General features: G+C 48.7%; 16 protein-coding genes and 2 pseudogenes. 13 read left to right on the top strand and 5 right to left on the bottom strand.

The features are described from left to right. Positions 1 to 75 precede the first annotated feature (75 nt). The 3 genes and pseudogenes from HCH_RS35180 to HCH_RS10750 form a co-directional block, all read left to right on the top strand. Positions 76 to 267: pseudogene (locus tag HCH_RS35180) on the top strand (DNA polymerase V subunit UmuC); the annotation flags it as partial. 54 nt (positions 268 to 321) lie between these two features. Beyond that, positions 322 to 468 (top strand): DUF4113 domain-containing protein, encoded by a 147-nt coding sequence (locus tag HCH_RS35175; RefSeq protein WP_158304947.1) that lies wholly within the window; start codon positions 322 to 324, stop codon positions 466 to 468. Positions 469 to 498: 30 nt separating this feature from the next. Beyond that, positions 499 to 1,863, top strand: a complete 1,365-nt coding sequence (locus tag HCH_RS10750) for a Shedu immune nuclease family protein (RefSeq protein WP_011396252.1) — start codon at positions 499 to 501, stop codon at positions 1,861 to 1,863. 400 nt (positions 1,864 to 2,263) lie between these two features. Here HCH_RS10750 and HCH_RS10740 read toward each other — a convergent pair whose 3' ends face one another. From HCH_RS10740 to HCH_RS10730, 3 genes are all read right to left on the bottom strand, one after another. Continuing rightward, positions 2,264 to 3,040: an HNH endonuclease gene (locus HCH_RS10740; RefSeq protein ID WP_011396250.1), complete on the bottom strand. Its 777-nt coding sequence runs from the start codon at positions 3,038 to 3,040 to the stop codon at positions 2,264 to 2,266. 62 nt (positions 3,041 to 3,102) lie between these two features. Beyond that, positions 3,103 to 4,311 carry a DUF6161 domain-containing protein gene (locus tag HCH_RS32250; RefSeq protein WP_011396249.1) on the bottom strand — a complete coding sequence of 403 codons (1,209 nt, stop codon included), beginning with the start codon at positions 4,309 to 4,311 and terminating at the stop codon, positions 3,103 to 3,105. 103 nt (positions 4,312 to 4,414) lie between these two features. Further along, positions 4,415 to 4,717, bottom strand: a complete 303-nt coding sequence (locus HCH_RS10730) for a hypothetical protein (protein WP_041598570.1) — start codon at positions 4,715 to 4,717, stop codon at positions 4,415 to 4,417. 229 nt (positions 4,718 to 4,946) lie between these two features. Here HCH_RS10730 and HCH_RS33040 point away from each other — a divergent pair. The 3 genes and pseudogenes from HCH_RS33040 (at position 4,947) to tal (ending at position 7,837) form a co-directional block, all read left to right on the top strand. Next, positions 4,947 to 5,570: pseudogene (locus HCH_RS33040) on the top strand (transposase). Positions 5,571 to 5,800: 230 nt separating this feature from the next. Then, positions 5,801 to 6,850 (top strand): tRNA dihydrouridine(20/20a) synthase DusA, encoded by a 1,050-nt coding sequence (gene dusA / locus HCH_RS10715; protein WP_011396245.1) that lies wholly within the window; start codon positions 5,801 to 5,803, stop codon positions 6,848 to 6,850. A gap of 27 nt (positions 6,851 to 6,877) precedes the next feature. After that, positions 6,878 to 7,837, top strand: a complete 960-nt coding sequence (tal, locus tag HCH_RS10710) for a transaldolase (protein WP_011396244.1) — start codon at positions 6,878 to 6,880, stop codon at positions 7,835 to 7,837. A gap of 99 nt (positions 7,838 to 7,936) precedes the next feature. Here the strand turns inward: tal and HCH_RS10705 are convergent, their stop codons facing one another. Beyond that, entirely contained in the window at positions 7,937 to 8,632 is a 696-nt protein-coding gene (locus tag HCH_RS10705) for a lipoprotein ABC transporter ATP-binding protein LolD (RefSeq protein WP_011396243.1), read from the bottom strand. Then, positions 8,625 to 9,866, bottom strand: coding sequence for a lipoprotein-releasing ABC transporter permease subunit (locus HCH_RS10700; protein ID WP_011396242.1), 1,242 nt, complete (start codon positions 9,864 to 9,866; stop codon positions 8,625 to 8,627). The genes HCH_RS10705 and HCH_RS10700 overlap by 8 nt, the downstream gene beginning before the upstream one ends. Positions 9,867 to 10,042: 176 nt before the next feature. On the opposite strand from HCH_RS10700, the gene HCH_RS10695 reads away from it, so the two are divergent. The 7 genes from HCH_RS10695 to aat all read left to right on the top strand — a co-directional run bounded on the left by HCH_RS10695 (position 10,043) and on the right by aat (position 16,039). Then, a complete protein-coding gene (locus HCH_RS10695) occupies positions 10,043 to 10,654 on the top strand; it encodes a PilZ domain-containing protein (RefSeq protein ID WP_011396241.1) in 612 nt (203 codons plus the stop codon). 132 nt (positions 10,655 to 10,786) lie between these two features. After that, a complete protein-coding gene (locus tag HCH_RS10690) occupies positions 10,787 to 11,080 on the top strand; it encodes a hypothetical protein (protein WP_011396240.1) in 294 nt (97 codons plus the stop codon). A 38-nt stretch (positions 11,081 to 11,118) separates the two neighbouring features. Then, positions 11,119 to 12,153, top strand: coding sequence for an agmatine deiminase family protein (locus HCH_RS10685; protein WP_011396239.1), 1,035 nt, complete (start codon positions 11,119 to 11,121; stop codon positions 12,151 to 12,153). Then, positions 12,153 to 13,055, top strand: coding sequence for a carbon-nitrogen hydrolase (locus tag HCH_RS10680; RefSeq protein ID WP_011396238.1), 903 nt, complete (start codon positions 12,153 to 12,155; stop codon positions 13,053 to 13,055). The genes HCH_RS10685 and HCH_RS10680 overlap by 1 nt, the downstream gene beginning before the upstream one ends. A gap of 132 nt (positions 13,056 to 13,187) precedes the next feature. Further along, on the top strand, positions 13,188 to 14,096 hold the full coding sequence (locus tag HCH_RS10675) for an AAA family ATPase (RefSeq protein WP_011396237.1): 909 nt from the start codon (positions 13,188 to 13,190) through the stop codon (positions 14,094 to 14,096). 183 nt (positions 14,097 to 14,279) lie between these two features. Continuing rightward, entirely contained in the window at positions 14,280 to 15,230 is a 951-nt protein-coding gene (gene trxB, locus HCH_RS10670) for a thioredoxin-disulfide reductase (protein ID WP_011396236.1), read from the top strand. Positions 15,231 to 15,334: 104 nt separating this feature from the next. After that, positions 15,335 to 16,039: a leucyl/phenylalanyl-tRNA--protein transferase gene (gene aat / locus HCH_RS10665; protein WP_011396235.1), complete on the top strand. Its 705-nt coding sequence runs from the start codon at positions 15,335 to 15,337 to the stop codon at positions 16,037 to 16,039. Positions 16,040 to 16,041 lie beyond the last annotated feature (2 nt).

The raw sequence follows: 16,041 nt of genomic DNA, 5'->3' as shown, positions 1-16,041 counted from the left end.
TTTGTCAAACTGCGGGAGTCCGCAGGCTGTAAACTAAAGATAGCACAGTGTTGATTTTACGCAGTTACCGCTACATGTCAGACAGGCAAATTCTCCAAAGGTGAACCATACTACTCCGATGCAGCAACCGGAAAGCTGCCTTTTCCTTCTGACGATACCCGCGATTTTATAGAGCATGCCAGGGTGTTACTGGAGAGGATCTGGCGGGATGGCTATCGCTATTTGAAGGCCGGAGTAATGCTTTGTGACTTCTCTCCTCCTGGGGTTTGTCAGCGTCATCTATTCGAAGAGGACGAAGGGAGGCGCGGTAGTGTGGAGCTTATGGAGACATTGGATAAGCTTAATAGGGGAACAGGTGGCGTTGTTTGGTTTGCTGGACAGGGTATTCAACAGCCCTGGGGAATGAAACGAGGGAGGCTTTCTCCTGCTTATACTACTAGGTGGGGGGAGATTCCATCCACTAACTAACGATAATCTATCTTACCTTGTATAGCGAACATGGACCTAGATCAACTAAGTGACTATATAATTAAATATATATCATTATATCGATCAGAGTACGAAAAATTCACATCCACCCCACCAGAGGGTGCAGGATATCCACGCATTTCAGTATCGCCCTTTATATCTGCAAAAGAGTTTGATGTTTTTTTAGCGAATAATGGGGTTGTGATTTCGGAAGTTAAAGAGGAGCCACAACACGCTTGGTTTGTGGCTGGCGGACCAGCAATAAAAGTTGATACTGAACCAACAAGCACACCCGAACATATAATCGATACATTAAAAGAAAACAACATAAAAGGAAACATTGGAATATACAGATGCGTCGCCAAGGATTACATTCCAACAAGAATATGGAGAGGTAGGATAAAAAACATCTCTGAATCACGAGCCCTTACACATGAAAAATTAAATATAACCCTCAATTTAACCTTAGTAAAAACAGATCTCCGGGATTTGGTTTCTTCCCTAACTTTCGGCGCACTTGGGATAATTATTGACAACTACATAATCAACAAAGAACTAAACCTAGGAGAGCCAACCATCATTCAAAAGTTTGGTTTTTTCCCGGCAGACCTTAATAGCAGGAGGTTTTTCAATTATTTGGAAATATATAATTATAGCGACGAAATCGGGTGGAGTACAAGAAATATTAAATTGCGCATCAGCAATGATTTAAGGAGAGACTTCGCTAGAGCCCTATCTATTTCAGCAGACGAAAAAGTCCATGGCACTTTAACTCTTGGGTCTTTAAATAACTGGATTGAAAACTATACAAACAGACTTAGCAAGCTAGAAAAAGCGATTAATGAATTCAAGGGAATACTTCTTTTTCAGAGCGATGACAAAGAGGAAACCTTTCACAAGCTAATAGAGAATAACCCAATACTACTTGACGTATATGGAAGTTGCATTAGCAAACCACAGCTACATTATCCCGTCGATCACAAAAGCCCTATAGGAAAGAAATACCTTGAACCAGACTTTATAGTCTGCTACCCAGATCAGTCATATAAACTAATCGAACTAGAAAGAGCATCAAAAAGGGTAGCAACAGTTCAAGGCCACCCTCGCGCAGAAGTTAGTCAGGCTGCATATCAAATTGCTGAGTGGACCGATTTCATAAGCGAGCACTATAACGAAATAAGAAACGATTACCCAGGAATAAACAGCAAATGTAAAACCTGCATAATAATAAGCAGATCTCAACAAGAAAAATTCAGCAACATAGAAGATATGAATCGATACAAAGGGCAGCTTATTAGACAGTTCAGAGTTGATGAAATAATTACGTATGACGACCTATACGAGAGAGTTTGCAATGCATATACAACATTAACAGGCCTCTCTCCATCAATATAACAAATCAACAAAACCCGCATCAAATCACCCACCCTTCCAAGGGCAAAAATCTAAAAAAACAGCCCAGCAATTAATACAAATAGAATATATATAATAAAAGAGTTACGCACCACCCTCCAAAGCACACTACAAATTTGTTGACAACCAATTCCACGCCTATACATATCAACAAATTCAAAAACCAAAACAAAGAAAAATATAAATACAAATGACATCCCGCCAAAATTATAAACAAAATAGCAAACAAGTATCAGAGACAAAAAAGAAACCAGGAAAAGACGAGCCTCATGATCCTCCCATAATACCGCCGAGAAAATAACAAAAGCAAAGAACAAAATGGGAGCATAGGACACAAAAAATACGTACAAGTCTCCAAACAAAAAATCAAGCACAAAAAATCTCAGTAATAGTCATCACTCATAACATTGAAAACCACTCCAGGCCTCTCAAAAAATCCTCCCTTAGTATCAAAAACACTTCTTATACCTCCTCTATTATCAAATATAGTTCCAGGCCCTTTTACAACAAGCTCTACAAACGTAACCGGATAATTTATACCCCACTCACTAAATCCTTCACTGCCAAATGAACTTATCGCCTCGTCCACTCCACTAACTTGTTTAAATTTTATTTCAAATTTGTCCCCATTATCATACTCTACATTGAGATATTTCCCCGCTGGTGGACATACAACATCAGATTCACATCCTGCCAAATACCAAACATTATTATCAATACAAAATCTCTTATCCGGCGAGCGCAGAAATGCATAAAAATTAACCATAAACATACCATCTTCATTTCGCTCAAACCATATCAAAGGCTTATTTTGATATCGAAAAAAAACTTTAGGCTCTAAGACAAAATAGTTACTCACCACAAACACCAACTCATTTCTCATCCAATTAAATCGCTCACTTACATTCCCCCAATTTTCTCTCCCTTTCTGTTTTAGTCTCTGCAATTGATTTAATGTAAATGCGCCATTATCCGCTTGTATATGATGCATCCTGCATAAAGCAATCATCCCCTCAGGGTTATGATGATTACACTCTGCCCATGGCGGATCAAAATGATGCCACTCTAAGTAAGGATTACCACAATTCTCAACTGGACATCCAAATCCTACTTCCTTTCTCAAAGCTCGAACAACTGAAACGGGCGGGGTTCTATTCATAACACAATCCAAAAAGCCATATATAAAAACATCTCCAATAAAACACGCATATCTTCGCAGAATTAATTAGACGACTTGGGGATTGATTTAACAACATCAGGTATCCCAGGCATTGTTGGTGACGAATCAGATGATAGCAACCCAGTATCAGAACGGCTAAAAAGAGATTGCAAAACAATATCTCGAGAGGTCTCATCAATAGCCTTATCTTTACTAAGTGATAAGTATAAATAAGTTAGTTGTCGCCTCTCCTCCGCATCTCTCATTAAATGAAATGAGCTAAATACTAGCTTAGATAAAACTTTCAAATAATACCCAAAGAATGCAACAGTAGCTCCTAGAATTATTACTCCCTGCACAGTATTTAGCCCAAGCGTAGTATGTACTCCAGAAACCCATTCACTGTAAATTCGTCCTAAATGATAAAGTCCAGCAATAACAGATACGATTAATAGCGAACACCAAAAATTGCCTTGCCTTCCATACTTCTTAGCAACTCTTCGCCAATATTCTGCGGGCTTCCTCAATCGAAGCTCTTCTTCATAAACCTGTGCCAATACTTTCATTTCATCTTTATTTTTAGCAATTATATTATCCAACTTTTCCTTTTGAGAATTCGTATAGTGTAAGCAGTCGTCTTTGGCTTCAGCAAACTGACCAGTCCATTCATTTCTTGCTTTTTCATACTCCAATACATTGTTGTCGACAATCTGAGAAAATTCTTTAACCTTACCCTCAAAAACTTTAAAGAAATGTTCACTCAAATCATCAACGTTATTATTTTCTTTAATATTACTACCATTTAGAAATGGGAATTCATAGTTAAACGCCAAGATAGCGCCATAGAGTTTAGGTGCCGTTCCAACAGAAATAGCCACTCCCCCCCTGGAAAGGACTGTATCTAAGAAAGCAGCTCCTATTTCGAAACCAAAATCCAGAGAATATTTAACATAGCTGCTTGTATATTTGCTTAGTCTAGAAATCCACACCTTATTGATACCAGCAGATTTATTAGACAATTTTTCGATCCCTTTCTCCTGAGCATCCTCATAAGCATTGCCATCAGCCTTTAAGTCACCAACCATTTTAGCCAACTCATCCAACCTTCTATGTGAATTAAGTAAGTTCGGAATATTTCCATCATTTTTTTTTGAAGCCCTTTCGAAGCACCTACTCCAATAACTTGCCTCTTCACTCAAAAATTCAAATAAGCTATCAATATCTTCGAATGAGTACTCTGTACCGGTGTAATCTTTAATTGAAAATTTCATAGGTCCTTCTTACTATATTCGTTACACCCACCCTACGGGTTATTTCAATCTACAACCGCAGCAGAATGAAGCACTGAGTCGATCCACGCAGTTCCTGACTTAACTAAAATGTCAGCTTTACGCCGATCAACTTAGGTATATGTCGGACCACATAAAACAAGTTCTCACCGGCCATGTAGTATAGACAAACTACCTCCCCCATCACTCCATCACGCGCCCGCAACTTGGAAACAGCCATATCCACCTTGGCAGCTTCCTGATCCGTAATCACCGGCGACCGCACCGAACTCCCCGCCATCCGCGCAAATGGCGTGGACGACGGATAGCCCACGTTATCTGTATTAAATTTAGACCACCTCGCCCACTGTTCCAGTAACCACGCGGTTTCATCTACTGCTCGTCTCATCGTTTTACCTCTATCAGTTCGTTTTCAATAAGTTGGATATGCGTCCAGGCAAGCCAGTCCATGGTCAGTTGCTCCCGTTCCGTCTTCGTCAGTTCCTTGACTTGGTCAAACTGCATATGACAGGGCGCGCACAAAGGGAACGTGGCGGCGTCTGACGCTTTTAGCCCTCTGCCCTTGCCGCGCCTTAGAACGTGTTAACAATCTTGTTCGTATCTGAGAAGACGAAAAGATGCGAACCAAGAGATACCCGAGCGACATCAGTTGCGAACAACTCGAGAAGATTCAGCCGTTGCTGGTGCAGGCGCGGCGCAAAACCAAGCCCCGAACGATAGATTTGTATGAGGTGTTTTGCGGGGTGCTGTATCTGCTGCGCACCGGTTGCCAGTGGAGGGCCCTGCCCAGCGACGTCCCCAAGTGGCGCACGGTGCACTCGTACTTTGCCAAGTGGAGTGAACCTGCTTGAGTGGGCGTTAAAAAAATCAGGTTGGCGCGGCCCGCGAGATACGGGAACGCCACATTGCGGTTGATACGCAAGGTCTGCCGCATGCCGTGGCGATCAGTACAGCTGATGTGACCGACCGCAAGGGGGTGTTGCAGGCGCTCGAGCGCTGCAAACCGGTTCTGAACCGCGTGCAAAGTCTGTTGTGTGACAGCGGCTACACAGGGGAGCCCTTCGCCCAGGGAGTACGAGACATACTGGGTGAGCATGCCCAAGCGCTGGATCGCAGAGCACAGCTTTGCCTGCCCCGACAAAAATCGGCGGCTGTTGTGGAAAAACTGCGAGCGCTGGCTTAACACCAGTCTGCAATTCGTCCATGTGGCGTTCTTGGTCTTGTTACTCAGAAGATCGTGAACACGTTCTAATCTGCACTCGATAGCGGGCACTGCCGCCTTTGGCTTTACGCTTGATGATGGTTGCCATGTTATACTGCCTTCCGGACGAATTTTGCACCGCAATTGCTGGTGCACTTTCCTAAAATTCCATGGTGCATTTTTAGTGGATCATGGCGCACCCCAGTGGTGCGCCAATCGTATAAAACCGCCTAATCTTGCACAAGAAAGTACAGTTTTATACAACGCAGTATGTCAACAAAATCAAGCACTAAGCGAATAAATTCAGGCATTTCAGGACTTCGCCGCTTTTCCGTGGCCCCGATGATGGATTGGACAGACCGGCATTACCGTTACCTCGCCCGTCTCCTTTCCAGACATACCTATTTATATACCGAGATGGTGACCACCGGCGCCATCATACATGGGGACCGCAACCGTTTTCTGGATTTCAATGCGGAAGAGCACCCCATCGCCGTCCAGCTTGGCGGCAGCAATCCTGATGAATTAAAGGAGTGCGCCAAGATCTGCGAAGACTGGGGCTATGATGAAATCAACCTGAATGTAGGTTGCCCCAGCGACCGCGTACAGAACAACATGATCGGCGCCTGTCTGATGGGATATCCTGAGCGAGTGGCGGAATGCGTGGCCGCAATGTGCTCGGCAGTTTCCATCCCAGTGACGGTCAAACACCGCATAGGCATTGATGACCAGGACTCTGAAGAGTTCTTACTGAACTTTGTCCGCACCGTCAAAGCAGCAGGCTGCTCCACCTTTATCATTCATGCGCGCAAGGCGATCCTTAAAGGACTCAGCCCGAAGGAGAACCGGGAAATTCCGCCGCTGATTTATCCGCGCGCCTATTTGATCAAGCAAACCTTTCCGGAACTTGAGATCATTATCAATGGCGGCATAAAAACCATGGACGAATCGGAAAGCCACTTACAGGAAGTCGACGGGGTCATGATCGGACGCGAAGCCTACCAGAGACCATGGATGCTGGCGGACGTGGACCATCGTCTGTTTCACTGTCCGCCGCCAAGCTTCAGCGCTACGGATATCGGCTATCAGTTTCTAGAGTATATCGAACGCAACTATCAGAACGGCGTTGCGGTCTGGCATATGGCGCGACATGCGCTGGGGTTGTTTCATGGCCAAAAAGGTGGGAAACAGTTTCGCAGATATTTAAGCGAAAACGCCATCAAACGCACCGCCTCACCGACTGTTTTTAGAGACGCTTTAGATATAGTATCTTCATACAAACAGTCCAACTCTCTGAACACCGCCTCCGAGGCGGTCTGAAAGAACCAACCCAGGGATAAAAATACAATGGCTTTAAGCAAGCTCGAGCAATTACGCCAAATGACTTCCGTTGTCGCCGACACAGGCGATATCGAAGCAATCAAAAAGCACAAACCTGACGACGCAACCACCAACCCTTCATTGCTGCTGAAGGCTGCGTCTCTACCCGTCTATGAAAGCCTGGTCAACGACGCACTTAACTATGGCAAGCAACAAGCGTCCGCACCTCAGGAAGCCGTGGCCCACGCTATCGACTATCTGTCAGTTTCCATCGGCAAAGAAATCTCTAAAGTCATATCGGGATATATTTCTACCGAAGTGGACGCTCGCTTATCTTTTGATACCAACGCCACCATCGACAAAGCCAAGCAGCTGATCAAGCTTTACAGTGACGTGGGCGTTGGCAAAGACCGCATTCTGATTAAAATCGCTTCTACCTGGGAAGGTATTCGCGCCGCAGAGGTGCTGGAAAAGCAAGGCATTCGCTGCAACCTGACGCTGCTGTTTTCCTTCACGCAAGCCGTAGCTTGCGCTGAAGCCGGCGTATTTCTTATTTCGCCATTTGTTGGGCGTATCTATGACTGGTACAAGGCCAAGTGGAACAAAGATGAGATTTCCGTCGACGAAGATCCGGGCGTGAAGTCAGTCAAGTCAATCTACGAGTTCTACAAGTCACGCGGCTATAACACTATCGTAATGGGCGCCAGCTTCCGCCATGCCGGACAAATTGAAGCCCTGTCAGGCTGCGATAAATTGACTATCAGCCCCGAGCTGTTGAACGATCTGGAAGCAGACTCCGGCGAATTGACTCGCGCTCTATCCTCCGAGCAGCCCAGTGCAGAACGCGACGCGCCTCTTACTGAAGCCGCTTTCCGCTGGGGCATGAACGAAGACGCCATGGCGACGGAAAAACTGGCCGAAGGCATTCGTAAGTTCGCCGAGGATCAAGTTAAGTTAGAGCAAATGCTGCTCAAAAAGATGGGCTAATCCCTGTAAAACTTTCGGGGTTTCCTTAATAAAAAAGGCGGTTCCCTATCCGGGTCCGCCTTTTTTATTTCCGCGACGACATGCGCCGCAATGGTTATTTTACAAAGAGTTGGGCGCCACTTTCGCCAATACGCCTTCTTCTAAAGAGTATTGCTCATCCATGCGCGCCGCCAATCTGTAATCATGGGTCACCAACACAAACGAGGTCTGATTCTGACGAACCAGATCCCATAACAGCGCCTGCACAGATTCTGCGGTCTCCGGGTCCAGGTTACCGGTAGGCTCGTCCATCAAAACACAAGACGGCCTGGGAGAAAGCGCGCGAGCTATCGCCACACGTTGGCGCTCACCACCAGACAACTGCCCAGGGCGATGCTTGAGCCGGTGCGACAAACCCACACGCCCCAGCCAATATTCCGCTTCCTTTTTAGCTTCCTTGACTGCAACGCCTCTCAATAGCAAAGGCATACAGACGTTTTCCAGCGCGCTAAACTCAGGTAAAAGATGATGGAACTGATAGACAAAACCGACATGAGCGTTGCGCAGCCTGGCCTTGGCTTTTTCATCCATATCGCTCACATCTTGCCCGGAGATGCTGATAGAGCCTGAACTTGGATGATCCAAAGCGCCCATAATATTCAGCAACGTGGATTTCCCTGAGCCGGATGCGCCAACAATGGCGACGGTCTGCTCTGGGTAAAGCGCAATATTAACGCCACGCAGAACTTCAATAGACTCTTTTCCCTGTACATACACCTTATGCACAGATTGGCATTTCAATACTGGACTACTCATATCTCAACGCCTCCGCCGGCTCGATTTTGGACGCGCGCCATGCGGGATACATAGTCGCAACAAAGCTGATAGTCAGAGTAACCGCGCTAATCAACGCGACATCCCCCCACTGCAAATCGGAGGGGAGGTAACTGATGAAATACACATCGGAGCTCAGTAACTGAATACCCGCCGCCTTCTCAAACCAAGCGATCATATCACTGATATTAACCGCCAGCAGACAACCCAGCAGAACGCCCAAAGCGGTCCCCACAACCCCTATAAACAAGCCTTGAACCATAAAAATGCGCAAAATATTGCCGGGGGTCGCGCCCATCGTGCGCAGTATCGCTATATCCGCTTTCTTGTCCGTGACAACCATTACCAGGGTGGAAACAATGTTAAACGCCGCCACCGCAACGATGAACATCAACAGCAATCCAACCATAGTCTTTTCCATCTGGATAGCTTGAAACAAATTACCGTGGGTCCGCGTCCAGTCGCTGGCGTAATACCCGCTGCCTAATTCCGCCACAATTGTCCGGGACACTTTTGAAGCATCAAACAAATTCGTCAGCTTAAGGCGCACGCCCTCTACAGAATCCCCCAGGCGCTTTATCCTGGCTGCATCTTCAATATTGATAATCGCCAGCGTACTGTCTAATTCAGCCCCCACACTGAATATCCCTTTCACCGTAAATCGCTTCATTCTGGGGAATACGCCCGCAGGGGTTACCGAAGCTTCAGGTAAGATAACCGTAATTTTGTCCCCTACTCTGGCGCGCATGTAGCTAGCCAATATATCGCCAAGAACAATACCAAACTCCCCCGGTTTCAAATCATCCAGACTGCCGGAGATTAGATGGTTCTGAACAATGGAAACGCCCTTCTCCGCTTCAGGATCAATACCGTTAATCATGATGCCGTGTACATTTCCCGCCGCTGTCGCCATGCCCTGCGCATAGACGAATGGCGCAACGCCCTCCACTTGTGGATGCTGCAAAGCAAACTCTTTGACTTCCCGCCAACTGCCCATAGGGTCATGGCTTTTAATCACGGCGTGCGGAACCATTCCCAATATTCGCTGCCGCAACTCCCGATCAAAGCCATTCATGACGGACATGACCGTGATCAACACCAGCACCCCAAGAATCAACCCAATCATGGACGTTAAGGAGATAAAAGAAATAAAGTGGTTATCTCGCTTCGCCGAGGTGTAGCGCAAGCCTATAAATAGAGATAAGGGTTTATACATCCACAGAGCACCTGGTATTAATTGTTGGCTTGTTGGCGGGCTTAAATCGCCGCCTGAAAGTGTGATCGGATGGGAGCTTCCGACTGGCCGCTTAAGCGGATAAGTTAATTAGCCCAAATTAAGCGGCGTAAAACTATAATCTATTAATAAGTGTTTCACTACTACGGTTTATTAATATGTCCGATCCAGACGTCACATCAGATAACCGGAGGGATTATTACCGAATTCATGACCAGGCTTTGGTTGAGTATCAGGAACGCACTGCAAGCAATCACGCAATGGCGGAATTCTATCGACACCCGGTCTATTTCGAGATGCTGAATGAGTTACAAAGCCTGGACCTGGAGACCGCCAAGCTGATGAGCCATGTTGCGGAAAAGGACCGCTCTCTGGCGGCGCTGCTGAAGGTGTTCAACAAAAAAGTCGACTTGATCGCCCGCACGCTCGCGCTGGTGGAGACAGACGTCAACGAGGATAGACTTCAGTTCATCGACCTGAGCGAGGGCGGTATGGCTTTTGTCAGCGCCCAACAAGAACGCACGGGCCTGCAGCTGATTCTGAAGGCGACGCTGGTGCCAAGTTACATATCCATTCTCACCGAAGCCGAAGTGGTCAGCTCAGAGTCCGTCAAAGAGCATCCTGAGCACGCCCTGAGCTACGAGCAGGAAAACGGAGACGGTTTTATTACGCGAGTCAATTTCATTAATTTCAGCGAATCGCAGCGACAAATCATTGCAAGACACATTCTGAGAACCCAGCAACAGCAACGCAGGCGCCAACTGGAATAAGATAGTGACGCTACGCAAATCCAAGAGCGTTATTCAATTAATGACAAAGACTTGCGTATGAAATTTTAAGTGTCTAATCAGCTAAATACAGCTAGACTAGTATGTTAAAGAAACGAATTTAGGAATAAGTCGATGCTAAATTCTTGGAATAAGTTATTCGCTGTCGCTTTAATCAGTCTGGCGCCGTTGGCCACCGCCGATGAGCTAGTCACCCCCGTCATGCAACAAGGCTCATCAAACGCCGGCATGGATACGCCACGCACAGGCCAAACCATGAGTTCAGTGGAAAAACGCTACGGCAGCCCCTCTCATGTCAAAGGCCCGGTCGGAGACCCGCCAATCACAATATGGGAGTACGGAAGCTATTCCGTATATTTTGAGGGCGATCGCGTAATTCATACTGTACTTAAGCCTGTCAAACCGTAAACTACTCGCCCCTTAAACTGTTTACGATGGATTAACCAGTGAGCACTATTGTCCTGCCTCCTGAATGGGCGCCGCAGTGCGCCGTTCTGCTGACTTGGCCTCATGAGCAAACCGACTGGGCCGACCGCCTGGAAGAGGTTGACAGAACTTTTTTGGAAATCGCCATAGCGGTATGCAAATACCAGAATCTGGTCATTAACTGTCAGTCGTTTCCGCGCCTGGAGGCGATCGCCGACGCATTGCACGAAAACGGCGTGCCTCCTGAAAAAGTGGCGCTGTTCTGCGCCCCGTCAAACGACACCTGGAGCAGGGACCACGGGCCCATCACCATTTACGACAATGAAGAGCCGGTGCTGCTGGATTTCCACTTCAACGCCTGGGGTGGAAAGTTTGATTCCGAAAAAGACGACCAGATAACCGCTACGCTTTACGAGTTGGGCGCGTTTGACGGCGCCGCCTTACGCCATATCCCCTATATTCTGGAAGGCGGCTCGATTGAGACGGATGGGCGCGGAACGCTGCTGACCACCTCCGCCTGCTTGTTGACGCCAACGCGCAATCCAGACGCCACTAAAGAAAAAGTGGAAGCCGTTATGGCGGAGCATTTGGGCGTCAAACGAACTTTGTGGCTGGATCACGGCTATTTGGCTGGAGACGATACCGACAGCCATATTGATACGCTCGCCCGCTTCTGCGATGAACGCACTATTTGCTACGTACAGTGCCTGGATACAGAAGATGAGCACTACGCAGAATTGTCGGCGATGGAAAAACAATTGCAGTCATTCGTGGATGCGGACGGAGCCCCTTACAAACTGGTTCCACTGCCAATGGCGAGCGCCGCCTATGATGAAGACGGCCAGCGCCTGCCAGCAACCTACGCCAACTTTCTGATCATCAACGAAGCTGTGCTGGTCCCTGTGTATGGAGTCCCCGAAGATCAGGCGGCGCTGGACGCCATTCAATCATGCTTTCCTGATCGAAACATTGAAGCCATTGACTGTCGCAGTCTGATTGAACAGCATGGAAGCCTCCACTGTGTCACCATGCAATTACCAGAGGGGGTAATCTGATGAAAAAAACCACCTTACAGGTGGCGGCCCTCCAGCAGCAGAGCTTTCCTGAGAAAGAAAAAAGTCTTGCCCTGACGGCGGAGCTTATCGCTCAGGCTGCGGCGCAAGGCGCCGAACTGATCGTGTTACAGGAACTGCACGCCACCCTGTACTTCTGTCAGACGGAAGACGTCGACGTATTCAATTTGGCGGAGCCGATTCCCGGCCCGACCACCGAATTTCTGTCCGAGTGCGCACGCAAACACAATGTGGTGATCGTCGGGTCCCTGTTTGAGAAACGCGCGCCTGGCCTATATCACAATACGGCAGTCGTACTGGAAAAAGACGGCTCACTGGTCGGCAAATACCGCAAAATGCACATTCCCGACGACCCCGGCTTTTATGAGAAGTTTTACTTCACCCCTGGCGACGCCGATACTGAGGCGGGTTTCAAACCAATCCAGACCTCTGTCGGCAAACTGGGCGTGCTGGTGTGCTGGGATCAGTGGTATCCAGAAGCGGCGAGATTGATGGCGCTGGCTGGCGCGGACATACTGATCTACCCCACCGCTATCGGTTGGGACGTACGTGACGATCAAGCCGAACACAAACGCCAGCTGGATGCCTGGATTACCATCCAGCGAGCTCACGCCGTAGCCAACGGGTTGCCGGTTATCGTCGCTAACCGCGTTGGTCAAGAACCCGATCCTTCGCAACAATCTCCCGGCAGTTTGTTTTGGGGCAACAGCTTTATCGCCGGACAGCAGGGCGAAATCCTGCGGCAGGCCGACGACTCCAGCGTGCAGGTTATCGCCGCCGAGATTGACCTGCAGCGCACGGATGACGTCCGCCGCATCTGGCCTTATCTGCGCGACCGTAGAGTAGACGCCTACCAAAACCTGACTCGTCGTTATATCGACTAGTTGGAGCCAGAAGCGGACTTCACGTCCGCTTCTCTATTTAGCGCCCAAATTATCCTGGGGCGACTATAATTCTCATACAATCAGCGCGGCGCGCAGCCGACTGATGACCGTTAATCACTGATTGGACGAATCATGACAGAAACCGTCAGACAGGCCGTCGCACAGATTGGCAAAGTAGTTTTAGGCAAAGAGCATCAGATCAGGCTCGCACTCACCTCCCTCCTCTGCCAAGGGCACCTGCTGATAGAAGATCTGCCCGGCATGGGCAAAACCACCCTTTCCCACGCCATGGCGCAAACCCTGGGCCTGAGTTACAACCGGGTGCAGTTCACCAGCGATCTGCTGCCTTCAGACCTGATTGGGATTAACCTTTTCGATAAAAATAAAAGTGAGTTCACTTTTCACAAAGGCCCCCTGTTCGCACAGCTGGTGCTGGCCGACGAAATCAATCGCGCCACGCCCAAGGCTCAGAGCGCCTTGCTGGAAGCCATGGAAGAACGCCAGATCAGCGTTGAAGGAACCACTTACACGCTTCCGAAGCCATTCTTCGTCATTGCGACTCAGAACCCATCCGACCAGTCCGGCACCTTTTTGCTGCCAGAGTCGCAAATGGACCGCTTCTTCATGCGCATTCACCTCGGCTATCCACCGCCGGAAGCCGAGCGCGAACTGCTAAAAGGCAGTGATCGCCGCTCGCTGCTGAGCAAGTTACAGCCTGTTATGCCGCCAGACGTACTGGCGGATCTGCAAGCGAAAGTATTGGAAGTGCGAGCCACTGACCCGCTCATAGACTATATACAGCGCATCATCGCCTACACTCGCAGCCACAGCGGCTTTAAAGACGGCATATCGCCGCGTGGAGCTATCGCACTATTGCGGGCCGCTAAAGGCTGGGCATTACTGGAAGGCCGACAACATGTGCTGCCCGACGATGTCCAGACTGTCCTGCCGGCCGTCGTCGAACACCGACTCGGGGGCTCAAGCCGTGCGGAGCATTATCCGTTAACCACCCAAATACTGAGAGAAGTGACCGTAGTCTGAAGACTACGTCGCCTATAATTACGTAGCTCTATATGCCCCATAACCAAATATAATCAATCCAGTTAAACAAATATGGTACTTTAAGCGCATTATTTTTAATGCCTTCCAGCCACAGGGATCATTGGATACAACGGCAAGGGGTCCGTACCAGGCATTGTTTTATTTCAGCATTAAGGAACGTCAATGAGTAAAGAAACCAGGCACATTAAACTGCTTATTCTCGGCTCCGGCCCCGCCGGCTACACCGCTGCGGTTTACGCAGCCCGCGCCAACCTGAATCCGGTTATCATCACCGGCATGCAAATGGGCGGACAATTGACCACCACCACGGATGTAGACAACTGGCCCGGCGACGATGCTGGCGTGCAAGGCCCAGAGCTGATGCAGCGCATGCAAAAGCATGCGGAGCGCTTTGACACCGAAATCATTTTCGACCACATCAACGAAACAGATCTGAGCCAGCGTCCCTTCCGCCTGAAAGGCGACAACGGCGAATACACCTGTGACGCGCTGATCATCGCCACAGGCGCTTCCGCTCAGTATCTCGGCCTGGATTCAGAAGAAGCGTTCAAAGGCAAAGGCGTCAGCGCTTGCGCCACCTGCGACGGGTTCTTTTATCGCAAGCAGAAAGTCGCCGTTATCGGCGGTGGCAATACTGCCGTTGAGGAAGCGCTTTACTTGTCCAATATTGCAGCGGAAGTCACTCTGGTGCACCGCCGCGATAAATTGCGGGCGGAGAAAATCCTGCAGGACAAACTGTTTGAAAAAGAGCAGAACGGCAACATCAAGATCATTTGGGATCATACCCTGGATGAAGTCCTCGGCGACGACTCTGGCGTAACGGGCCTGCGCCTGCGCAGCACCAAGGACGACAGCACCCAGGAACTGGAAGTGACAGGCGTCTTTATCGCTATTGGTCACAAGCCCAATACTGACATTTTCGCTGGCCAACTGGACATGAAAGACGGCTACATCAAAATTCGCTCTGGTTCTGAAGGCGCCGCGACCCAAACCAGCGTTCCTGGCGTATTCGCAGCAGGCGACGTCGCCGACCACATATACCGTCAAGCGGTAACTTCGGCGGGCTTTGGCTGCATGGCCGCACTTGACGCCGAGAAGTTCCTGGACCAATAATCCCACCGGGAATGCGCCTAAACGCCCATTAAACCTAATGGGCGTTTTTGTTTCCGCTTTCTTCAATATTGTGTATTAAAACAAGCCCAGCAAGATTCATTTCTATGCCCGCCCTACCCTGGTTAGATGAAAACCTATGGTTTCCTCATCCTGACAGCGCCTTGAAGGACCCAAACGGCCTGCTCTGTGTCGGCGGCGATCTTCATCCCGCCCGCTTACGTCTGGCGTATGAAAACGGCATTTTTCCCTGGTTCAGTGAGGACCAGCCGATACTATGGTGGTCTCCCGATCCACGCTGCATCATTCGACACGAAGACCTGCATATATCCCGCAGCATGCGCCGCTTTCTTCGTAACAGCGGGCTAACTTACAGTTTCGACCAGCATTTCACCCTGGTAGTGCAGGCCTGCGCCGCTCCGCGATCCTACTCAAACGAAACCTGGATAACCCGGGACATGCTACAGGCATACAGTGATCTCCATCAGATTGGCGTCGCTCACAGTATTGAAGTATGGCGGGAGTCTGAACTGGTGGGAGGCCTGTATGGCCTCGCCATCGGTCGCTGCTTTTTTGGCGAGTCTATGTTCTCCAAAGAAACCAACGCATCCAAAGCCGCTTTCATCACTTTAGTTCGGCAATTGCACGCCTGGGGCTATCGACTGATTGACTGCCAGGTGCCCAATCCGCACCTTCTCTCTTTAGGGGCTTGCCAGATTTCAAGAAAAGAGTTTTTATCTATACTAGAAATAGAGGTGCGAGCCGATTTCTCACACCCCTGGAAGATGACGATAGACCCCACAGGCTACTGACG

Origin of the sequence: Hahella chejuensis KCTC 2396, from assembly GCF_000012985.1 — a bacterium.
Lineage (GTDB): Bacteria > Pseudomonadota > Gammaproteobacteria > Pseudomonadales > Oleiphilaceae > Hahella > Hahella chejuensis.
The sequence above is the reverse complement of the archived record's forward strand: the minus strand, read 5'-3'. Positions and strand labels throughout refer to the sequence as shown.